Here is a 21,035-nt window from a genome sequence, read left to right as displayed (position 1 = left end):
TAGGTGGGGGCCTCGGGGACAACAACCGGGCGGCCGGACTCCTCGTCGAACGCGGTGGCCTTCACGTGCCCGGTGAGCTCGGACGCAGCCGCGGTGAGGATATTCCCCCCTGGGCCAGGACGCTGCCGCCGGGCGTCCAGGGGCGATCAGGCCACGTCGGTCATCATCATCATGCCGATCGCCGTGCCGAGTCCGAGCGGCTCACGCCCGTCGCGTCCTACCGCCGGTGCGCCGTTTCCGCTTCTGCCGGGCGGTGGGCTTCGGCGTGGGGACCGGGCGTGCGGCGGCATCCGGGGCCGGTGTCGCCGACGCTTCGGCCGGGACGGGGCCGGTGAAGGCCTCCGGGATCGGTAGGCGCCGAGGCGCCGGCGGGCGCGTCTACGGCCGGGCAGGGAGGCCTTCCAGGAGCCGGGCGTAGTTCGGCGGCCGCGCCGGGCGCGGCGTCGACGGGCCGGTCGAGAAGGACCACCGGCATGTCGGGGCGTCCGGCCCGCCGGGGCCAGGACCACATCGGCAACGCGCGCCGCGAAGGCGTCGTCGTCGAAGCTGTCCCACAGGCCCATGAGCACCTGGGTGAACTCCTCGGCTCAGGCGCGCCGTTCGGCGGCCGTAGTGCTGCCGGCGCGGATGTAGTTGCCCGTCGCGGCTGGGTCGACACGGGTGACCGGCTGCCAGCCGGACCGGCCGTGGCTCACAGGGTCGGCCGTGGCCATGGCACGGGCCACGTAGTAGGGCAGGGCCCGCCGCTCGGTGCAGACGGTCGTGACGAGCCCGACGCCGTGGGTGGCGACGGCAAGCGCGGCGGTGAGGGTGCCGGACTCGAAGTGCGGCGCGTCGGCCGGGGCCGGTGCGGCCGACTGGCGGTCGTGCAGCAGCAGTGCGTCGACGCCCGCGGCCTCGGCCTCCCGGGCCCGGCCGAGCACTCGGTCTGAAGTGGCACGCCCACGAGGCGGGTGTCGTGCTCTCTCAAGGGGAGGCCGTCGACTGGCAGGGGCTGACGCGGTGGGCCCGGGTCGGCACCGGACCCCAGGGCGGTCGCTACCACCGGGCCTGCGAGTCCTGCACTCCCCCACTGCCCTGAGCAGCCCGGCTCCGGCTTGGGCGTGCTGGCATCAGGGGGGTGGAATGAGCCGGACTGTGGTGACGGTGAGGGCGGCCTGGGCGACGTAGCAGACCACGAACACGTTCCGGATCGTCGCGGTGCGCCGGTCCCGCTCGCCTCTCATCGGCTGCGACCCGTGTCCGTAGGGGACCCGGCCCAAGGTCTGCTCCATCCGGGACCGGAACCCGGCCGGGTCGCTGACCTTCTTCAGCGTCTCCTCGGCGACCGGCGCGTACGCGATCTGGAACCGGCGGCTCACGCGGCTCCCTGCTCCCGCAGCTGCGCGAAGATCTCCTCGTCCTCCTCGAACGACGCCAGCTCGACGATCCACCGCCGGACCACGTCGTAGAGGTCGTCGACGTTCGCCGCGTCGATCTCCGCGTCGAACTGGGCCCGCCGCTCCCCGGACAAAACGGCGCGGATCCCGCCGATCGTGGCGGGCACCTCGACCCGTTCGCCGTCGTGCATCGTCCACCGCACATCGCCCTCGGCCATCACCGAACACTCCTGTCCTCCAGCGGGACTGCCGTCCCCGGCCACGGTAGCGACAGCAGACGGGGGGACGGTGCCGAACGGGAAGGACTTCACCCCAGGAATCCCCAGCCCGAAGAGCCGGGCACAGCGCCACCGCGGAACACCCTCTCCGCATCGACCGACACCGACCCGCCCGGAGCCCCCGCGAAACGGTGCGCCCCCTCCGCATCTCACGACCGGTCAGCGGATGCCCTGGAACCCCGGGCCCAGGCCACGCCGACGAGGCCGTCCTCCGGCACGCGGTCCGGGGACCCCGGGGGCCGTTGCGACCGAGACCGTCTCCGCCTCGATGTCGACGGGCAGACCCACGCGCCGGCGGGCCGCGACCGTCACCGCGGTCACCGCGGTCAAGGCGGCGCCGGCCTCCGGACTGATCCTGGTGAGCGCCTCGACGAGGGTGTCGACGGCGACCAAGGCGTCGTCGGCCGCCGCCGCGCTCGCGGGGTGGGAGCCGAGGGGTCAGGCGGACTGGCCGGTGTCGGGGATCCAGTGGCCGTGGATGCCGGCCGGCACCCGCCGGGGAAGCTCGACAGCGGCCACCTCGCTGAGGTCGCTCGCGTCCAGGACGAGCAGTTCGGAGGCATCGGCCTTCAGGTCGCTGACGATGGTGAGCAGATAGCCGTCGTCCTCGGCGGTGCCGCCCTCGGCGGGTGCGAAGACGGCCTCGCCGGGCATCCGGCCCTCGCCGTGGGCGAACAGCCGCTGCCGACCGGTCCGGGTGTCGAACTTGGCGGTGTGGTAGCCCGACAGACCCGCGCCGGGGAAGGCGATGGCGTAGCCGTAGCGGTACTCGGCGCCGGTGTGGGCGTCGTTGATCGACGGGAACTCGGTGACCAGGTCGTTGATGGCCTCGGTGGTGACCGTGCCGGTGGCCGGGTCGACGATCCAGCGGTGCAGGGTCGAGCCGGTCGCGGGGCTGGTGCCGTATCCCGGGGCGCCGACCCACCACTTCCAGGAGCTCTCCCAGCTGGACCGGTCCAGACGCGGCGCTTCCAGGACGATGCGGCCCCGCGCGTCGGTGTAGGCGTTGACGACGTGCAGCAGAGCCGCCTGGTCGGGCACCTCGTACCAGGTGGTCCGGCCCCCGGAGCGGGGCAGCACGCCGATGCGCAGCGGGACCTCGTCGTGCCAGCGGTAGGGGATGCCGGACTGCTCGGCGTGGTCGAAGACCACCGGGGAGTCGATGAAGACGACGTGCTCGCGGGTGATGGCGAAGTCGTGCATCAGGGACGGGCCGGCGCCCTGGACGATCTCCGACCTGACGATGTCCCCGGAGGCGTCGGCCACGTAGTAGGTGAGGTGCGGCGGGAAGGGGCTGTAGCTGAAGAAGTGCAGCTCACCGGTCTCCGGGTCCTCCTTGGGGTGGGCGGTCATCGCACTGGTGAGCTTGCCGCCGAAGTCGTGGACGCCGATGGTCTCCAGCTCGGCGCTCACCTCGTACGGCAGGTTCGCCTCCTGGAGGGCGAGGTAGCGCCCGCCGTGGAAGATGATGTTGGTGGCGGCGGCGCTGACCTCCAGCTCGGTCCCGGTGAACGGCACGCCGTCCAGGAAGGGGGTGCGCACCCAGCGGTTGCGGTACCACTCGGCCCGGCCGTCGGTGAGGCGGATGCCGTGCAGCATGCCCTCGCCGCGGAACCAGTGGCTGGGGGTGATCCCCGGCTTGGGGTTGTGGCCGTTGCGGAAGTAGCGGCCGTTCAGCTCGGGCGGGAGGGTGCCGCGTACCTTCAGGTCGTGCCCGGTGATCTCGTCGGAGACGGGGCTGAAGTGGCCGCTGATGAAGGGCTTTTCGAGCGTCATGGTCAGGCCTTTCGGGTGGGGAGGGAGGAGGAGGTCGGGGTGGTGGGGGCCGCCGGAGGGGTGCGCAGGGCGGAGAGGACGGTGAGGAGGAGGGCCAGGACAGCGCAGGCCAGGAAGGCGGCGCCGACCGAGGGGAGCAGGGTCAGGAAGGACAGGCCGACGGCTCCGCCGATCTGCCGGGTGGCGTTGACCAGCCCGCCGGCCAGGCCGTTGTCGGCGGCCGGCACGCCCGTGGAGGCCATCGCGGTGAGCCGGACGAAGGCCACCCCCAGTCCGGCGCCGATGAGGAGCGTCGGGCCGAGCAGGTCCGCCAGGAAGGTGCCGTCGGCCGGGGTGCGCGACAGCCAGGCCAGTCCGGCCGCCAGGACCAGCAGGCCCGCCGGGAGTGTCCGGGGGCCGGGCAGCTTGCCGGTGGCCCAGGAGGACAGGGTGATCACCAGGGCGAGGGGCAGTTGGGTCAGCCCGGCCTCCAGCGGCGAGTAGCCGAGGGCCCGCTGCTGGTAGAGGGGCAGGAAGTAGAACAGCCCGAGCCAGACCGCGCCGAGCAGGGCCATCAGCACGTTGGGCACCGCCACCACGCTCATCCGGGCCGGCAGCAGCGGGGCGGCGGCCTTGCGCTGGAGCACCGCGAACACGGCGAGCAGCACCGCGCCGACCACAGCGAGCACCCAGGGGCCGGACAGGCCGTAGGTGAGCGCCACCAGACCCGCCGTCACCGTCACCGCGCCCGGCGCGTCCAGGCTCCCGCCGCGCGGCCGGTCCGCCGCGACCAGCAGCCGGGTGGCCACCAGGACGAGCACGGCGAGCGGCACCATCACCACGAACACCGCGCGCCAGCCGAACCGGTCGGTGAGCACCCCGCCGAGCAGCACGCCCGCCGCCCCGCCGGCGCCGGACACCGCGCCCCACACACCGAGTGCGGTGCCGCGCCGCCCGCGATCCGGGTAGAGCGTCAGGACGAGCGCCAGCGCCGTGGGCGCCAGCAGCGCCGCGCCGACGCCCTGCGCCGCCCGGCAGGCGATCAGCACGGCCGCGGTGGGCGCCAGCGCCGCGCCGAACGAGGCGGCGGCGAACAGGCCGGTGCCGAGCAGAAAGACCCGGCGGAGCCCGTACACATCGCCGGCCCGCCCTCCGGGCAGCAGCAGCGCTCCGAAGACCAGTACGTAGGCGTTGACCGTCCACGCCTGGCCGGTGTCGGACAGCCGGAGACCGGTCCGGATACCGGGCAGGGCGACATTCACGATCGAGGTGCTCAGCACGACCAGGAACTGGGCCGTGGCCAGGACCGCCAGCGGCGTCCAGCCGCCGGTGGTGTTCCCTCGCGGTAGCGCGTTGCTGTTCATGGCCCGACCCTCGCAGCGGGCGCGTACCGCTCGCGTCGGTGAACATCGCCTATACGGAGACCCGGGGCGCGAGTCGGTGAAGGGGGCCGGGCTGTGTCGCGGCGCCGGGGCCGGGCCCCGGCCAGGGGGCCGGGCACCGGCTCGGCGCCCGCGCGCCTGGGCAGCGCCGCGGCCCGGGGAGCCGCGATCCCGGCCGGGGAGCCGGACATCGCCACCACGCGTGCCCGGGCCGCGGCTCGGCGAAGGGGGCCGCGCCTCCACCACGGAGGCCGTGCGCCGCAACGTCCCGGCAGTCCGGGGCCTTGCCGGATTCCGCCGGGCAGCGTCACCGCATAGGTTGTCGATCATGCCCGGGATACAGACGAAAGCGCTGACAGGTCGGCAGGACGAGCTGCGCCGGCTCGACACCTTGCTCCAGGCGGCGAGGGAGGGCGGGGGCAGCGCCCTGGTCCTGCGCGGCGAGCCGGGCATCGGCAAGAGCGCGCTGCTGCACCGACTGGGCGAGGCCGCCTCCGGGTTCCTCGTCCTGCGTGCGTCCGGCGCGGAGTTCGAGATGGAGCTGCCGTTCGCCGCGCTGCACCAGCTGCTCGCGCCGGTCACCGACCGGCTGGCGGCGCTGCCCGCGCCGCACCGCACCGCGCTGGAGATCGCCTTCGGACTCGACACCGGATCCCCCGACCCGTTCCTGGTCGGCGTCGCGTCGCTGGGCCTGCTGGCGGAGACCGCCCGGGAGCGCCCGGTGCTGTGCGTCGTCGACGACGCGCACTGGCTGGACCGGGCCTCGGCCAAGGCACTGGCCTTCCTGGCCCGCCGGGTCTCGGCCGAGCCGGTCGCCCTGGTGTGCGCGGTACGGGAGCCGAGCCGGCTGTCCGAGCTGGACGGGCTGCCCGGCCACCGGTTGCGGGGGCTGGGCGAGGCGGACGCCCGCGCGCTGCTGGCCGCGGCGGTCCGCGCCCCGCTGGACGAGCGGGTGCGGGACCGGGTGCTGGCCGAGGCGCGCGGCAACCCGCTCGCGCTGGTGGAGCTGCCCAGGACCGCCGGGCTCGCCGGCATGGCGGGCGGATACGCCCAGCCCGAGTCGGTGCCGGAGGTGATCGAGCAGAGCTTCCGCTCCCGGCTGGCGCTGCTGCCGCCGGCCGCCCGGCTGCTGGTCACCGTCGCCGCCGCCGACCCGATCGGCGACCCCGGCCTGCTGTGGCGGGCAGCCGGGGACCTGGGCATCGACGCGGACGCCACCGCGCAGTCCGTACCGTTGGTCGAGTTCGGTACCCGGATCCGGTTCAGCCACCCGCTCGCCCGCTCCGCCGCCTACTGGGCCGCGACGCCGGAGGAGCGGCGGCGGGCGCACCGGGCGCTGGCCGCTGCGACCGACCCGGTCACCGACCCCGACCGGCGGGCCTGGCACCTCGCCCAGGCTTGTGCCGGGCCGGACGAGCAGGTCGCCGCCGCGCTGGAGGCCTCCGCCGCCCGGGCCCGGGAACGCGGCGGTGCCGCGGCGTCGGCGGCGTTCCTCGCACGCTCGGCCGCGCTCACGGCCGACCCGGCCCGACGCGCCGAGCGGGTCCTCGCCGCGGTGCAGGCCAAGCTCTCGGTGGGCGACTTCGACACGGCGGCCGAGCTGCTGAGCACCGTACCGGCCGACGATCCGGCCGACGGCGCCACCGACCGGCCGGCCGGCGGCCGGGCCGGTGATCCGGGCCGGGCGGCCAGGGCCGACCTGCTCCGCGGCCGGCTGTCGTTCGTCCGCAGCCGCGGTGAGGAGAACCCCACCACGCATCTGTTGCGGGCCGCGTCCCGGCTGGCGGCCTCTGACCCGGTCCGGGCGCGGGACTGCTGCCTGGACGCCATCGAGATGGGGCTGCTGCTGGGCGGGCTGGACGACGTGGTGGCGGCCGTACGGAAGGTCGCGCCGCCGGACGGGCCGGAGCCGGCGTCCGGCGCGACGGCGGTGCTGGCCGGCCTGGTCCGCCTGGTCGGCGAAGGGCACGCGGCGGCCGGGCCGGCCCTCGGGCCGATCCTCGCCTCCGTCCAGGACGCGGTGTGGGCCAGGCGGCCGTCCCTCGGCTTCATGCTGGCCACCGAGCTGTGGGACTTCGCCGCCCTGCGGGGCATCTCCGCACGGGCGGTCGCGGCCGGCCGCGAGTCGGGCTCCTTCCACGCGCTGCCCATCGCACTGGCCATGCGGGCCACCGCCTCGGTACACGCCGGCGAGCTGGGCACCGCCATGGAGCTGATCTCCGAGGAGGAGGCGATCGCCGACGCCACCGGGGCGGCGCCGCTGGTCTACCCGCGCCTGCACCTGGCCGCGCTGCGCGGACGGCGCCGGGAGGCCGCCGAGCTGTTCGAAACGGTCGACCACCGGATGAGCCTCAGCGTGCGCTGGGCGACGGCCGTGCTCGGCAACGGCCTGGCGGACTACCCGGCCGCCCTGGAGGCGGCGCGGCAGGCGGTGAAGTACGGCGCGGTCGGCACCGCGGGGCTCGCCCTGCCCGAGCTGGTGGAGGCGGCGGTACGGTGCGGCGAGACGGAGGTCGCCGCCGGCGCCCTGGCGTCCCTCCGGGAGCGTACGCAGGCCGGCGGGCAGCCCTGGGGCCTGGGCGTCGAGGCCTGGACGCGGGCCCTGGTGACCGGAGAGGAGTCCGCGTACCAGGAGGCCGTCGACCTGCTCGCGGACGACGCGCTGGTCGTCTACCGCGCCCGCGCACGGCTGCTGTACGGGGAGTGGCTGCGCCGCCAGGGCCGGCGGCGGGACGCCCGGTCCGCGCTGCGGCTCGCCCACGAGACGCTGTCCGACCTGGGCATGGAGGCGTTCGCCGAACGCGCCGCAGGCGAGTTGCGGGCCACCGGCGAGCAGGCCCGCAGCCGTACCTCCAAGGCCTCCGACCAGCTGACCATGCAGGAGGTGCACATCGCCCGCCTGGTGGCCGACGGCGCCACCACCAAGGAGGTAGCGGCCAAGCTGTTCCTCAGCCCACGCACGGTCGACGCGCATCTGCGCAACATCTTCCGCAAGCTCGGACTCACCTCACGCAGGCAACTGCGCGACCTCCCGGAGATCCACTAGCCGCATGGTGGTGGCCGCGGCCTCGTACGCGTTCATCGACTCCACCGGCCCGGGCCAGCTCAACCCGTACTTGACCCGGTAGGCGCAGGAGACACGCCGGACCAGCTCCGGATCGTCCACCGCCCGGAGGGTGACAGACCCCCGAACCCCGGCCACCTCCACCTCCACCTCCGTCTCCGCGTCCCGCAGAATCCGGCGGTACCAGGCGCTGCGCCGCCCGAAGGCCGAGCGCACATACGCCTCCACGCCGACCGCCACCACCCACACCGTCCTCGCCGACCAGCCGCCCGCCCCCTGCCGCACCCACAAGACGATCTCCATCCGCTCCCAGACGCTGTCCAGGTCCATGTCCATGCGACCCACCCTCACCGGGGCGGCATCGCGTACGCGTCGGTGGTCGTCGCCTAGACCGACGTGGACAGGCTCGGGATAGGCAGCCTTCGCCGACGCGAGGACGAGGCCGCCGCCACGAGTCTGAGGCCACGACGACGAACACCGCGAAGCCGATCGCGGCCTCCAGACCCGGGGCTCGCGTCCGCCCCGGAGCGCCGTACGACCGGCCCGCAGCACGACCTTGGCCAGGTCGACCCCGGAGGCCTCGGTGCCGCTCATCCCTGCCCCCAGGTGATGTGGCCGAGGTCCAAGTGCCCGAGCCGGGCCCGGCGCTGGGCCTGGTCGACCAGCTGGTGGCTGAACAGGCGCCGGGCCGACGGCTCGCCGTAGCGATTGATGCGGTCGAACACCACCTGGTGGTCCTTCATCGCCCGCACCCACCAGTCGCGGACCTGGTCGCGAGTGAGCTCTTCGAGGACCAGCCCCTGGGTTGTCGTCGACGTCGGGGAAGTCCGGCTCCGGAGCGGGGGTGAGGACGGGCGGCCGCGGCGCAGGTAGCACGACCGGGGCTGCCAACGCGGCCGTGGCTTCGTCGGCCGGCTGCGCGGCTGCTGCTTCGGCGCGGTAGGCCTTGGCGGCGGCCTGCCGGGCGCGGACCTGCTCCTGCTCGTGTTCGCGGGCCCAGCCCTGGGCGGGTCAGCCGCTCGTGCAGCTGCCGGTCGGCGGCCGCGCGGCGCTCGGCCTCGGAGGCGCCCGGCATCGCGTTGTCCAGGGTGGCCGCGACTTCGTGACGCTGGGCGCGGCGGTCGGCCTGCCGGTCCTCGCAGCGAGGGCAGTCCCGGCCGGAGTCGAGCAGCACCCGGTCGTCGCACCGGGCATCGCCGCACTGCTGACGCTGGGGCAGGCCCCGGGCCAGCAGCCAGCCCACCGGGTCGGTGTTCGGGCCACTGGTGCGCAGCTGCTCGTCCAGGCGCCGCACGAGGCGGTCGGTGAGCACCTGCGGAGCGTCTGTACGTCCCGGCGGCGGAACGCTCGTCCTTGCCCCCCGGAGGAAGGCCAGCCAATCAGCCGGATGCGCGCGGATCAGACGCTGGATCGCGATGCCTCCGGCGAACGCGCACGCCGGGGCGTACAGGTACCAGCCGATCTGGGCGTGGGCGCGGTGGATGAGGCGGGAGGCGAGATTGTCGCCCTGGCCGGCCGCGGCCATCGCGGTGTCGTCCGGGACGATGTGCACGGGCTTCGCTCGCCGGACGGCCGCCCGGGCCAGGCGGCGGTCCAGCTCGCTGTCCAGATCCTGCTCCTCGGCAGCGGTGGGCACGTAGCCGTTCCACTCCCTCAGGCCCGCCCACTCCGCCCATAGCGACGCGCCCCGCCGGATCATGGACGCGGACACGCTGGCCCGATTCGCGTTACCGAAGGACAACGTGGCGATACGGATCCGTGATGAGCTGGGGGAGCTGCTTACCGACGTGGACTTCGTCGGTCTGTATCCCACGATGGCGGGGCTCAGGGCGCCGGAGGCGGCGGGTGGCCGGTCGGGGTCGCGGGGTGTCGGCGGTACGTCGCCAGGGCCAGCAGTGCGCGGGGGTGGGTGAGGGTGGCGGGGCCGGCGGTCATGGCCATGAGGGAGAGGGAGCGGCGTTGCGCCTCCGGGTGGTGGGCGCCGGCCCGCAGCAGTTGGTGCAAAGCGTGGGCCAGCGCCTGGTGGTGGAGACCGGGGCGGGTGCCGGTGGTGCCCGGGTGGAGGTTGTCTGCGGAGGTGGCCAGCAGCCAGGGCAGGCGCTGGACGGCGCTCTGGGCCTGGTGGAAGCGGTGGGCCAGCCGGTCGGGGCCGGGTCGAGGGGGCGCGGCGGTGAGGCAGTCGCGGAGTGCGAGGGCGCTGAGGGCGGCGACGGTCATGCCCTGGGCGTACACCGGGTTGAGGGCGCAGGCGGAGTCGCCGGTGACGAGGAGGTTCCCGGGGAGCCGGCCGGCGTGCCCGGGACGGCGGAGGCGGTTGGCGGTGGCGTTGCTGCCCCGTACGGCGGTGAGGGGTTCGGCCCGGGCGGCGAAGTCGGCGATGAGGGGGGTGAGCAGCGAACGGGCGAAGGGCAGGAAGTCGTCGTCGGTGGTGCCGGGGCGGTGGTCGCCGGTTCCGGTCAGGGTGATGATCCACCGGTCGCCCTCGACGGGGGCCAGGACTCCGCCGCGCGGGGTGGACGGCCCGAGGGGGAGGCTGTAGCAGGCCCGCCAGTCGGCGGGTACGCCGCCGGCGGGGGTGCGGAAGAGGCGGGTGGCGTAGCCGACATGGGCGTCGACCGTCCGGGCGGGTGGCGCCGGGCAGTCCAGCTCGGCGAGCCAGCGGTCCAGCGGGGAGGCGCGGCCGGCGGCGTCCACGACCAGGTCGGCGGGCAGGTGGCGGTCGGTGGAGCCGTGCCGGGCCTCGACGCCGTCGAGGTGTTCGGGCCGGCCGGTCAGCCGGATGACGCGGTGTCCGGTGAGCAGGGTGAGACGGGGCGAGTCGGTGGCCCGTGCGCGGATGACGTGCTCGATGAGGGGGCGGCTGGCTCCGAGGGCCGGCAGCCGCGCGAGGTGGCGGACCCCCCAGCCGTACGGGGTGGCCAGCGCGAGGTCCCGCCCCATGTCGATGCGGTGGGCCCCGGAGCCGGTCAGCGCGGCCCCGAAGCCGGGCAGCAGCTCCTCCAGGGCCGCCACGCCTCGGGCGAACAGGGCGTGTACGTGGGCGCCTTGCGGCACCCCTCTGCGCTGTCGGGGCGTGGGCGGGAGTTCGTCCCGCTCCACCAGGGTGACCTGCCCGTAGTGGTCGGCCAGCACCCGGGCGGTGAGCAGACCGGAGACGCCGGCGCCGATGACGATCGCCCGCCGGTCGCGGTGGAGGCTCGGGGACATCACTCCCCCCGGTGCGGGCGCGAGGGCCCGGCGGAGGGCCGGGCGGGCAGCGGCAGGCTCATCAGGTGGACGGTGGCCAGCAGTCCGCCGAGGGTGACCAGGCCGACGAGGTCCAGCACCGGCTGCCCGACCGCGGTGGCCCGGGCCACCATCCCGGGCCAGCCTACGGCGGCCAGGCAGGCCAGGTAGCCGCTGCCGAGCAGCGGCAGGAGCAGCAGGACGCGGGCTCCGCGCAGCCGGTCGGCGAACAGTGCGGTGAGTGCGCCCATCAGCATGGGGGCCGCCACGATGACCCACGGCCAGACCAGGGGCAGGCCGAAGACCTCCAGGGGCTGCCGGCCGGCGTACGAGTAGAGCCCGCCCGCGTGGATCATGACGTACTCGCCGACGGTGTCGGCGACCGCGCTGACGACCAGGATGAGCCACAGGCGGCGGCGGGCGTGCCCCTCGCGGTAGGCCAGGTACGTCGCGTAGCCGATGAACCCCACGTACGGAGGGAAGGCGAAGGCCATCCAGATGGCCATGTCGATACCGAAGGCCCGGTACATCACCAGGCTGTTGGCACCGGGGTCGGCCTGGAGGCCGATGAGCAGCCGGGCTCCGGCGTCGGCGAGGCAGGTGACCACGGACGCGGCAAGCAGGATCCACAGGGCGAGGCGCCCCTCGCGGCGACGCTCGCGTTCGGCCCGGGCGACCAGGTAGGCGGTGGCGCTCAGGCCCAGGACGGCGACGGCCAGGTTGCCGGCGTTCTGGCGGGTGGTGCCGATGAGGATGTCGACGGCCAGGTACGGGTGCATGATGGTCGGCTCCTGCGCGACGGAGTGGCCGAGGGGCGGGGCGCCGCGGCGGACGCGGTGCCGCCGCTCTACGGGGTTTCGGTGCCGTTCCCGCCCTCCTGGTCCCGGTCGGCGCCGGGCGCGTTCAGCCCCATGTGGTCCAGCAGCCAGTCCGCCAGGGTGGCCGGGCTGGGCTTGACCCAGATGACGCCGGGCTTCAACTCGGTGCCCAGGTCGCGCCGCAGGTGCTGCTGGAGCTGTACGGCGCCGAGGGAGTCCAGTCCGAGGGCGACCATGCTGGTGTGGCGGCCGATGTGCCGGGTGGTGCCGCCGAGCAGCTCCCGTACCGAATCGATGATCAACCGCTCCATCAGGGCGCGGCGTTCGGCGGGATCGGCGCAGTCGGTGAGCCGCCGGCGCGCCGGTGCGGAGTCGTCGGCGCCGTCCGCGCCGGACAGGACGCCGGCGAGCAGGGTGGAGGCGCGCACCTCCGGGTAGGGGCGGGTCCACAGGTCCCAGTCGAGCGGTGAGTACGCGATCCGGGTGTGCCCGGCGGTGAGGACGCGTTCCAGCGCGTCGACGCCGTCGTCCGGGCGGATGGTGAGCAGCCCGCGCTCGGCCAGGTGCTGCCCCCTGCCCACCTCGCGCCAGGCGCCCCACTGGATCGACGTGGCGGGCAGGCCGAGGGCCCGCCGGTGGGCGGCCAGCCCGTCGAGGAAGGCGTTGGCCGCCGCGTAGGCGCCCTGTCCGGGCGAGCCGACCAGGGCGGCCACCGAGGAGTACAGGACGAAGAAGTCCGGCGCGGGGGTGAGGGTGGCGCGGTGCAGGGCCCAGGCGCCTGCCGCCTTGCCGCGCCAGACCCGGTCCAGCAGCGCGGCGTCCAGGGTGCCGAGGGTCGCGTCCTCCACCACTCCGGCCGCGTGCACGACACCGCGCAGCCGGCGCCCTCCAGCCCGGGCGGCGTCCAGCGCGCGGCGGAGGTCGTCCGGGTCGGCGATGTCGCCGGTGAGGACGGTGATGTCGGTGCCGTCCGCCCCGGCCGCCGCCAAGTGCTCGCGTACCGCGGGATCCGGGGCGGAGCGGCCGAGCAGCACCACCCGCCCGGCGCCGTGCGCGGCGAGCCAGTCGGCGGTACGCAGCCCCAGGCCGCCCAGGCCGCCGGTGACCAGGTAGGAGCCGCCCGCCACCACGGGGTGCCCGGCGCCCCCGATCTCGTCGGCCCCCTCGGGCCCCGCACTCCGCCGATCGCCCGGCGGGTGTTCCGGTCCGGACGGGTCGCCCGGTTCCGGTACGGGCCCGGTGCCCTGTCCCCGTTCCGGATCCGGGTCGCCCGGCCGGCTGGTCCCCGGTGCCGGTTGCGGGTCGGGAGGCCGGTTCGGCCCGGTCCGAGGACCTGGTACGGACATCGGCGTTGGTACGGGTGCCGGTTCCGGTCCGGGTTCCGGTGCCGGGCCGGGCTCCGGTTCCGGTCCCGCGCCTGGGACGACGCGGGTGAGGCGGCGGTCCCGCTCGGTCAGCCGCAGCTCGGTGATCGGCTGCTCGGTGTCGAGGAGTTCGGCGACCGCGCGGTCCAGGATGGCGCCGTCCCGCGGGTCGAGGGTGAGGACGCTCGGGCGGAGCTGCGGCAGCTCGTAGGCGGCCGACCGCAGCAGCCCGGTCAGCGCGGCGGCGGTGAGCCGTGCGGAGGTGCCGGCGCCGGAATCGGTGCCAGCGTGGGCGGCGGAGGGGGTGAGGAGCCACAGCCTGGGCGGGTCGGTCCGGTCGGCGAGGAGGCGCAGGAGGCCCGCGGCGGCCCCGACCGCCTCCCGGGCCGCGTTCGCCGCATCGGCGTCGGGCGCGTCGCTGTCGGGCGGTGCCGCCGCGTCCACGGCGAGGACCAGTCCGGTGGCATCGTCCAGCAATTCCGGGCGGTCGGACACCCGGTCCAGGGGCAGGCTCCGGCAGCCGGCCGTCTCCGCGTCGAGCAGCCCGGCCAGTGGTTCCGCCCAGGCCGGCCCGCCGGAGGTGAGCAGCAACCAGGAGCCGCCGCCGTCCCGGGCCCGGTCGGCGGGGGCGGGCGCGTCCAGTTCGGACTGGTGGCTGAGGCGGTCGGCGTACATCCGGTCGGGCGGAGTGACGTTGCGCACCCGCAGTCCGTCGATCTCGGCCAGCACGGTGCCGTCCGCGCCGGTGAGCAGGGCGCGGGCCGAGCAGCCGAACTCGTCGGCGTCCAGCAGTTCCACGACCGCCCGGCGGGTGTGGGCCGCCGTCCCGTGCACCCGCAGCCGGTCGAAGCCGGTGACCACCACGGGGCCCGGGACCAGGACGTGGTGGGCCAGCCAGGCGGAGACGGCGGTCTGCACCACCTGGTCCGCGAGAGCGGGGTGCAGCGGCATCGTCCAGGCCGAGACCCGGGCCGTCTCGTGCAGGCGCAGGGTGGCGACCGCCCGTCCGCCGTCCGGGTCGACCAGGATGCGGTCCAGCGCGGTGAACGCGGGCCCGTGGACGACGTCGTGGCGGTCCCGGAAGACCTGGTGGACGGAGGAGGGTTCGACGTCCCGCCAGCCCTCCGGACTCAACCGCTCCGGGGGCACCGGCGCCGGCCGGTCACCGGCCGGGGCCCGCCGGACGCGTCCGCGGGCGTGCACCACGCGGCCGCCCTCCCCGGTGGAGACCACCTCCGCGTCCCATCCGTCCGACCCGCCCCATCCGTCCGACCCGTCCGCCGCGGCGGTGAGCCGGGTGGTGACCAGCGGTTCCGGGTCGAGGACCAGCGGCGCCTCGATCCGTACGTCTGCGACCGCCACCTGGTCGGTGCCGGCGGCCTCGGCGGCCGCGGCGAGCAGCATGTCCGCGTAGGCGGTGCCCGGCAGCACCGGCACTCCGGCCACCCGGTGGTCGCCGAGCCAGGGAACGCGGTCCGGGCCCACCGGGGTCTGCCACAGCCGGCGCCCGGGGTGGTCCGGGTCGTGCACCTGGCCGCCGAGCAGCGGGTGGACCGCGGCGGCCGGCAGCGCGGAGTCGACCAGGGTGTACGGGGCGCGTTCGCCGCCGTGCCGGGTGCGGTGCCAGGCCGTGACGGGTACGTCGACCACCTCGCCGTCCCCGTACCGGCTGCCCAGGTCCACCTCGCCGTCGCCGGCCGTGTGCAGGGCGGCGACGTGGCCGAGCAGCGCCTCGCGGTCGGGGACCCGGCGGCGCAGGCTGCCGATGGCCACCACGTCGGTGTGCCCGGCCGGGGCGGCGGTCTGGAGGATCGCCCGGGTGGTCAGCGGGTGGGCGGTGCACTCCACGAAGAGGCGGTGGCCGTCGGCGAGGGCGGCCTCGACGGCTCGCTGGAAGTGCACCGTGCGGCGCTGGTTGCGGGCCCAGTAGCCGGCGTCGAGCGGCCCGGGTCGGCGGGGGTCGTCGGCGACGGTGGAGTACAGCCGCAGTTCCGGCCGCCGGGGGGCGAGGCCGCCGAGCGCGGTGTGCAGGTCGTCCAGGATCGGATCGACCTGGGCGGAGTGGGAGGCGACGTCCACGTCGATCATGCGGGCGGGGACGCCGTGCTCCTCCCAGTCCCGCACCAGCGAGCGGACCTGGTCGGCATCGCCGGAGACGACGGTGCTGCCGGGCGCGGTCACCACGGCCACCGAGACGCCATCGGCGCCGGCCTCGTCGAGCGCGGCGCGGGTCCGGTCGGCGCCGAACATCACCGAGGCCATCGCGCCGCTGGCGACCCGGGCCAGCAGACCGGCCCGCCGGCAGATCACCCGCGCCCCGTCGGCCGGGGTGAGCGCCCCCGCAACCACGGACGCCGCCACTTCTCCGAGGGACTGCCCGATCACCGCGGTGGGCCGCACTCCCCAGGAGCGCCAGAGGGCGGCGAGCCCGACCTGCACCGCGAAAAGAACCGGCTGGATGCGGTCAACGCCGGTCAGCCCGGCAGGGCCCTCGATCGCCTCGCGCAGCGAGAAACCCGCCTCGGCGCGCACCAGGGGCTCCAACTCCTCGATCGCCCCGGCGAACACCGGTTCCTGGGACAGCAGTTCGCGGCACATGCCGGGGTACTGCGAGCCCTGCCCGGTGAAGACGAACACCGGACCCGGATGGTCGGGGGGCAGGACCGGAGTGCCGGTCACCACCGCGTGGTCGGGCACCTCCGAGACGTCCCCGTCCGCTGGTCCGGCGTCCGGCAGTTCGGCATCCGGCGGTTCGGCGTCCTCGCGCTCGCGGGCGAAGGCGGCGGCCAGGTCGCGCAGGCCGGCGGTGCCCGTGGCGACGAGGCCGAGGCGGTGGTCGGCGTGCTGCCGCCGTACGGCCAGGGTGTGGGCCACGTCCCGGGGATCCGCGTCCCGTCCCTCGCCGAACAGCCAGTCGGCCAGCCGGGCGGCGGAACGGGCCAGGGATTCGGGCGAGTTGGCGGACAGCACATGGAGCAGCGGCGCCCCGGAGCCGTCGGGGGCCGCCGGCCCGGCCGGAGCGGGGGCCTGGCGGGCGGGGCGACGGTCCCCGCTCCGGTCGGGGGCCTGTTCCAGTACGACATGGGCGTTGGTCCCGCTGACTCCGTAGGAGCAGACGGCGGCCGTGCGCGGCCCCTGCTCGACCGGCCAGGGCGTGAGGCGGGTCGGCACGAAGAGCCGAGAGGGCTCCGCGCGGTCGATGCCCGGGTTCCACCGCTCGAAGTGCTGGTTGGGCGGCACGCTGCCGCGGCGCAGGCACTCGACGGTCTTGATGATCCCGGCGATTCCGGACACCGGCTCCGAGTGCCCGATGTTGGTCTTCACCGAGCCCAGGGCGCACCGTCCAGTGCCCCGGCCGTAGACGGCGTGGATGGAGGTGTACTCGACCGGGTCGCCCACCGCCGTACCCGGGCCGTGCGCCTCCACCAGGCCCACCGTCCCCGGGTCGACGCCGGCCCGGCCCACCGCCACCCGGAACAGCTCCTGCTGCATCTCGGTGGAGGGGGCGGTGAGCCGGGTGGACTGCCCGTCGTTGTTGACCGCGCTGCCCCGGATCACCGCCAGCACCCGGTCGCCGTCCCGTCGCGCGTCGGCGTACCGCTTCAGCAGCAGCGCGCCGGCCCCCTCGCCCCGGACGTAGCCGTCGGCGCGGGCGTCGAAGGCATGACAGGCCCCGGTGGGCGAGAGCAGCAGCGGGGCCTCGTAGTAGTGGGTCTGCGGGGCGATCATCAGCAGCACCCCACCCGCCAGCGCCAGGTCACACTCGCCCAGGGTCAGAGCGCCGCAGGCACTGTCCAGCGCGACCAGACCGGACGAGCAGTGGGTGCTGACCACCATGACCGGACCGCGCAGGTCCATGGCGAACGCCACCCGCCCGGCCGCGCCCGCCGTGAAGTTGCCGAACAGATAGGCGCTGTTCGGCGCGTCCTGCACCGGCCGGGCGTCCCGGAAGAGGTTGTCGTTGGCATAGGTGCCGACGTAGACGCCGGTCCGCGAGCCCCGCAACCGCGTCACCGGGATGCCGGCGTGCTCGACCGCCTCCCAGGCCACCTCCATCATCAGCCGGGTCTGCGGGTCCACCCAGTCCCGCTCGGCCGGCGCCACGGCCAGCGCCTCCGGCTCCCAGGCCCACAGGTCCCCCTCGACGAAACACCCCCGCGCGGCGGACGCCCGGAGGTCCGGATCATGCCAGGCCGCGAGCCGGTCCGCGTCCCAGCGATCCGGGGGCACCGGCCCGACCGTCGAGCGCCCCGACGCCGCCAGCCGCCACAGCTCCGAGGCCGACGCCACCCTCCCGGGGAAGCGGCAGCCCATCCCCACCACCGCTATCGGCTCCGACTCTGATGCGGACACGGCCGCATCACCTACTTCCCGGCTACGGGGGGCCTTCGCACGCGGAAAGTCCCTGCGGGTGATGGCGCCGCCACCGCACGGGCGCGGCGGCGGGCGATGGCGCCGCCACCGGGCGAGCGCGGCCGGGCCGGCCGACGTACCGGTGGGCGGGCGATGAGGAAGACGCTCCGGACGCGCGGGCCGGCTTCCGCCGCCTCCCACCCGGGGCCCTTCCAGAGAACGGCTGCGGGAGACGCGAGGGAAGGCCGGTTCCGGCCAATACCCCCGCCCGGACGAGGCTCGGCCCCGGTACGGGCCGGCCTCAGCCCGGCGTACCTCGGGGTGGCGGCCGAGATGCCGGGTGCGATGTGGTCGGGGGCGGCGCGCTGATCCGAACGGGGCGGGCCTCGGTGAGCGTGTGGTGGGCCTGCTGGTAGCCGAGTTCGGTGGGAGCTGGTCGGCGTGGGCGATCCACAGCCGGTACAGCCGCTGCCGCATGCCGGGCTCGCCCGGCCGCTCGTCCACGTGCTCTACCTCTATCCCGGCCGCCCGGGCCTGCTCCCGCCACGCCGGGGCGGTGCCGGAGCGCACAGCGCGGGTCATCAGCTGTCGGCCGCCGGGGGCCAGCGCCCGGGCCAGCTCCACCACCGCGGCGGTGCGGTCGGTGGCGCGGCCGAGGGCGTCGACGCACACGATGCCGCCGGCGGCGCCCGGGGCGAGGCCGGGGTCCTCGAAGTCGGCGACGTAGAAGGCGGCGCGGGCCGCGGTGAGGCCGAAGGCCGGGCGACGGTCGGCGCCGAGGGCGCGGGCGAGTCACAGGCCGATGCCGCCCGTGCCGTAGTCGGCGTCCATCCACCAGCAGCCGGCCCGGGTCCAGCCGGAGCCGGGCCGGCGGCTGGCCGAGCGGGGGCCAGTGGCACGAGCTGGAGGCCGCGACTTCGCCCGGGTAGTCCTCCCCCATCGCCGTGGCGTACAGGCGGGCCACCAGGGTGGGGCGGTGTAGAAGGCGTCGTACGCGGTGGCCCGGCCGCCGCACCGTCCCGGGCGGCCGCCGGGCGGCGCTCCGACCGGGCCTGGAGCCGGGACCGTGCCGGGGCCGGAGGAGGGGACAGGGGTGGGGGTGGTGGGGTTCATCGGACCATCCACCTTCTGGTGCGGGAGCGGGCGCCGGGGCAGATCACCTGCACGGTGTGGACGGGCCCGGCCGGATCCCGGGTGAGGTCCAAGGCCACCGGCTGGTGCCCGGTGACCTGCTGGACACGGCGGGCCACTGCGGACACTTGGTCGGCGAAGGTGCCGCCGAGTGGCCGGGGCGGCAGGCTGAGGGCCGGCGGCCACGGGGTGGGCCTCGTGGTGACGAGCGGGAGCGGGCCGGCTGGGCGGGGGCGGGTTCGGTGGGCAGGTTGTCGCGGGTGCCGGCGATGGCCGCGCGCCGGGACTGCGCCGCCTCGCTCACCGCCCAGGTCAGCGCGATACCGGGGCGGGGGTGGCAGCCGGCCCCGGCGAAGACGACCAGGTGGTCCTCGCACCACAGGTAGGCCACGCACACCGGCAACTCCTACGGGCCGCCGACCAGGGCGAGGTCCAGCTCCACGCCCGCGGCCGCCAGCCGGTCGAGCAACTCCCGGGCATGCGGATCGCTCACCGCGGCCGGATCGGTCCCGGTCCGGCGCCGCCCGCCGACCACGGCGTCGCAGGTGCAGCACCTCGCGCTCCACCACCTCCAGCAACCCGTGCAGCAGCACCTCCAAGCGGGTGTTGCCGGCGGCCAGTCCGGCGCTGGTGACGCACAGCAGGTCCGGTACCCACTCCGGGCGCTGGGCCAGGCGGCGGACCAGGTCCACCGGCAGCAGCGAGACGGAGCCGTCCAGCAGCCCGGTGTCGGCCGTCCACTCCCACACCACCCGGGCCAGGACCCGTACGGGGTGGCGGACGCGCAGCGGCAGGGCGGCCACCGGGCAGTTGGGGCGACCTCGGCGGCCGGGCGCCGCGCGGCAGCGGCTGCTCGACGTGCCACAGCTCGATCGCCTCCACCACCGCCGAGATCTTCACCAGCAGCGCGGCGCCCTTGCCCCGGGAGGTGGTGCTCAGCTTCCAAGAGGCCGGGCGGACCGCCGTCCACACCGGCAGCCCGGCCGTGTCCAAGCCGGTCAGGTCCGCGACCCGGGTGATCCCGTACGCGGACAGCAGCGGTTCCAGCGCCTGCCAGGTCTCCACCACGGTCCGGGCCCGGACCGTGCCGGGCGATACCACTGGCTCCGCCTCGTCAAGCGCGTGCACTGGCCGCCTCCGTCCGCTGGTCGCCCTGTTCTTTCAGCAGGCGGGGGATGCCGGCGGGCCGCCCGCACCGCCCCGGCGCCGTCGACCAGCCCGCGAGCGGACGCCTCGGCATCCAGCCGCCCCGGCTCCATGCGCCACAACCGCAACAGCAGACGGCGGGTCAAGTCCTCGCACACCGCGCAGAGGACGAACCCCGGCCGCGTACGGCAGGCCCGAGCCAAGGCAGTGGCAAGGTGACACAGTCGTACCGATCGAGAACGGACAGGGACCGCGACAACGTCGCAGGTGAACAGCGTCGTCCCCGCACCCACGGGGGTGGTCCTCGTGATGGAGAGCATCCTGCGCGGCGCGGTGGGTCGTCCCCGCACCCGCGGGGTGGTCCGCCATGCCGCGGGCGCGGAGTGACGTGCCGCCGGCGTACGGCGTAGTGGCCTTGCTCGGGCCGTGCTCACCGCGCGTACCCGCCGAACACCGCCCCCGCCTGCGCGTGCAGCGCGCACACGTGGGGGAAAGTCCGGGCGTACCCGACAGGCCGCCCCCGCCACGAGGCCCCCGCGAGCGCGAGGACGACGCGCCGGGTTCGGGCACCTGGGAGCCCCCCGGTGCGGGGACGACGGGGGACCACGGCCCGGGGTGCCGCGTCTCGACGAGCTACCCCCGCGGGCGCGGGGAGGACTTTCGTGACCTGCGTCGATGCTAGCCACGGGTGCTGTTTTCCTTTACCTGCATCTGAGCTCTGGAGGCTGATGTCAGTGGCGGAGCTTCGGATCGCGTGACTCGGAGGCGAGCTTAGTGTGACGCGGCTGTCCCCGTCGTCGGCGTCGGCGCAACCGCTTCAGCTCCAAGAACCGCGAGCCCCCGGCGTCTTCAGCGTCGCCACTGGGAGGTGCTGGTCGAGGAACTGGAGCTGGTCGAGGAGCACGGCACGGACCTGGACGTGGCCGTGCTGTGGGTGGCGCTGGAGGAAGTCGCCCCGCGCGCCTCCGTGATGAGCGCGGGCGGCCACCGTGGTGTCCCTGGCGCCACAGGACGAGAACTCGGCCGAAGTCGCCATGCGGGCCGCGCTCGCGAACCGGTACGCACGGTGCGCCCGTTCCTGTCGCTGCTGGGAGGGCCACGAGATCCGGGAGGAGGATATCGCCCGACTCTCCCCGCTCA

14 protein-coding genes and 2 pseudogenes are annotated in these 21,035 nt (G+C 75.4%); 2 read left to right on the top strand and 14 right to left on the bottom strand.

The window, feature by feature from the left end; genetic code table 11:
- Nucleotides 1-587: 587 nt before the first annotated feature.
- From M1O15_RS13700 to M1O15_RS13680, 5 genes are all read right to left on the bottom strand, one after another.
- Nucleotides 588-1,073: an LLM class flavin-dependent oxidoreductase gene (locus tag M1O15_RS13700; protein ID WP_308282310.1), complete on the bottom strand. Its 486-nt coding sequence runs from the start codon at nucleotides 1,071-1,073 to the stop codon at nucleotides 588-590.
- Between the two features lie 39 nt (nucleotides 1,074-1,112).
- A complete protein-coding gene (locus tag M1O15_RS13695; protein ID WP_248634077.1) occupies nucleotides 1,113-1,361 on the bottom strand; it encodes a hypothetical protein in 249 nt (82 codons plus the stop codon).
- The gene (locus tag M1O15_RS13690; RefSeq protein ID WP_248634076.1) at nucleotides 1,358-1,597 is read right to left on the bottom strand and encodes a hypothetical protein; all 240 of its coding nucleotides are present in this window, start codon (nucleotides 1,595-1,597) and stop codon (nucleotides 1,358-1,360) included. Before M1O15_RS13690 ends, M1O15_RS13695 begins: the two co-directional genes overlap by 4 nt.
- A 498-nt stretch (nucleotides 1,598-2,095) precedes the next feature.
- Nucleotides 2,096-3,433 carry a carotenoid oxygenase family protein gene (locus M1O15_RS13685; RefSeq protein WP_248634075.1) on the bottom strand — a complete coding sequence of 446 codons (1,338 nt, stop codon included), beginning with the start codon at nucleotides 3,431-3,433 and terminating at the stop codon, nucleotides 2,096-2,098.
- A gap of 2 nt (nucleotides 3,434-3,435) precedes the next feature.
- Nucleotides 3,436-4,776, bottom strand: a complete 1,341-nt coding sequence (locus M1O15_RS13680; RefSeq protein ID WP_248634074.1) for an MFS transporter — start codon at nucleotides 4,774-4,776, stop codon at nucleotides 3,436-3,438.
- Between the two features lie 346 nt (nucleotides 4,777-5,122).
- On the opposite strand from M1O15_RS13680, the gene M1O15_RS13675 reads away from it, so the two are divergent.
- Nucleotides 5,123-7,840 carry an AAA family ATPase gene (locus M1O15_RS13675; RefSeq protein WP_248634073.1) on the top strand — a complete coding sequence of 906 codons (2,718 nt, stop codon included), beginning with the start codon at nucleotides 5,123-5,125 and terminating at the stop codon, nucleotides 7,838-7,840.
- Here M1O15_RS13675 and M1O15_RS13670 read toward each other — a convergent pair.
- The 9 genes and pseudogenes from M1O15_RS13670 to M1O15_RS31400 all read right to left on the bottom strand — a co-directional run.
- Entirely contained in the window at nucleotides 7,802-8,194 is a 393-nt protein-coding gene (locus M1O15_RS13670) for a DUF2255 family protein (RefSeq protein ID WP_248634072.1), read from the bottom strand. The two genes, M1O15_RS13675 and M1O15_RS13670, sit on opposite strands and share 39 nt — an antisense overlap.
- 254 nt (nucleotides 8,195-8,448) lie before the next feature.
- Nucleotides 8,449-8,601, bottom strand: a complete 153-nt coding sequence (locus tag M1O15_RS13665) for a hypothetical protein (protein WP_248634071.1) — start codon at nucleotides 8,599-8,601, stop codon at nucleotides 8,449-8,451.
- A complete protein-coding gene (locus M1O15_RS13660) occupies nucleotides 8,598-9,494 on the bottom strand; it encodes a hypothetical protein (protein ID WP_248634070.1) in 897 nt (298 codons plus the stop codon). Before M1O15_RS13660 ends, M1O15_RS13665 begins: the two co-directional genes overlap by 4 nt.
- A gap of 188 nt (nucleotides 9,495-9,682) precedes the next feature.
- A complete protein-coding gene (locus tag M1O15_RS13655) occupies nucleotides 9,683-11,065 on the bottom strand; it encodes an NAD(P)/FAD-dependent oxidoreductase (RefSeq protein ID WP_248634069.1) in 1,383 nt (460 codons plus the stop codon).
- Nucleotides 11,065-11,862 (bottom strand): hypothetical protein, encoded by a 798-nt coding sequence (locus M1O15_RS13650; RefSeq protein WP_248634068.1) that lies wholly within the window; start codon nucleotides 11,860-11,862, stop codon nucleotides 11,065-11,067. Before M1O15_RS13650 ends, M1O15_RS13655 begins: the two co-directional genes overlap by 1 nt.
- A gap of 68 nt (nucleotides 11,863-11,930) precedes the next feature.
- The gene (locus tag M1O15_RS13645; protein ID WP_248634067.1) at nucleotides 11,931-17,618 is read right to left on the bottom strand and encodes a type I polyketide synthase; all 5,688 of its coding nucleotides are present in this window, start codon (nucleotides 17,616-17,618) and stop codon (nucleotides 11,931-11,933) included.
- Between the two features lie 1,156 nt (nucleotides 17,619-18,774).
- Nucleotides 18,775-19,140 (bottom strand): YcaO-like family protein, encoded by a 366-nt coding sequence (locus M1O15_RS31410; protein WP_308282314.1) that lies wholly within the window; start codon nucleotides 19,138-19,140, stop codon nucleotides 18,775-18,777.
- Nucleotides 19,141-19,155: 15 nt separating this feature from the next.
- On the bottom strand, nucleotides 19,156-19,284 hold the full coding sequence (locus M1O15_RS31405; RefSeq protein ID WP_282576708.1) for a hypothetical protein: 129 nt from the start codon (nucleotides 19,282-19,284) through the stop codon (nucleotides 19,156-19,158).
- Nucleotides 19,285-19,324: 40 nt separating this feature from the next.
- A pseudogene (locus M1O15_RS31400) lies at nucleotides 19,325-19,498 on the bottom strand (YcaO-like family protein); the annotation flags it as partial.
- Nucleotides 19,499-20,757: 1,259 nt separating this feature from the next.
- Here M1O15_RS31400 and M1O15_RS31840 point away from each other — a divergent pair.
- A pseudogene (locus M1O15_RS31840) lies at nucleotides 20,758-20,988 on the top strand (hypothetical protein); the annotation flags it as partial.
- Nucleotides 20,989-21,035 lie beyond the last annotated feature (47 nt).

Source organism: Streptomyces lichenis, assembly GCF_023218175.1.
Taxonomy (GTDB): Bacteria; Actinomycetota; Actinomycetes; order Streptomycetales; family Streptomycetaceae; genus Streptomyces; species Streptomyces lichenis.
The sequence above is the reverse complement of the archived record's forward strand: the minus strand, read 5'-3'. Positions and strand labels throughout refer to the sequence as shown.

What these genes read in the sequence shown, in the direction of transcription:
- M1O15_RS13655 (WP_248634069.1), bottom strand. Translation starts at nt 11,065, where the DNA reads ATGTCCCCGAGCCTCCACCGCGACCGGCGGGCGATCGTCATCGGCGCC.
- M1O15_RS13680 (WP_248634074.1), bottom strand. Translation starts at nt 4,776, where the DNA reads ATGAACAGCAACGCGCTACCGCGAGGGAACACCACCGGCGGCTGGACG.
- M1O15_RS13650 (WP_248634068.1), bottom strand. Translation starts at nt 11,862, where the DNA reads ATGCACCCGTACCTGGCCGTCGACATCCTCATCGGCACCACCCGCCAG.
- M1O15_RS13690 (WP_248634076.1), bottom strand. Translation starts at nt 1,597, where the DNA reads ATGGCCGAGGGCGATGTGCGGTGGACGATGCACGACGGCGAACGGGTC.
- M1O15_RS13670 (WP_248634072.1), bottom strand. Translation starts at nt 8,194, where the DNA reads ATGGACATGGACCTGGACAGCGTCTGGGAGCGGATGGAGATCGTCTTG.
- M1O15_RS13675 (WP_248634073.1), top strand. Translation starts at nt 5,123, where the DNA reads ATGCCCGGGATACAGACGAAAGCGCTGACAGGTCGGCAGGACGAGCTG.
- M1O15_RS13685 (WP_248634075.1), bottom strand. Translation starts at nt 3,433, where the DNA reads ATGACGCTCGAAAAGCCCTTCATCAGCGGCCACTTCAGCCCCGTCTCC.
- M1O15_RS13665 (WP_248634071.1), bottom strand. Translation starts at nt 8,601, where the DNA reads ATGAAGGACCACCAGGTGGTGTTCGACCGCATCAATCGCTACGGCGAG.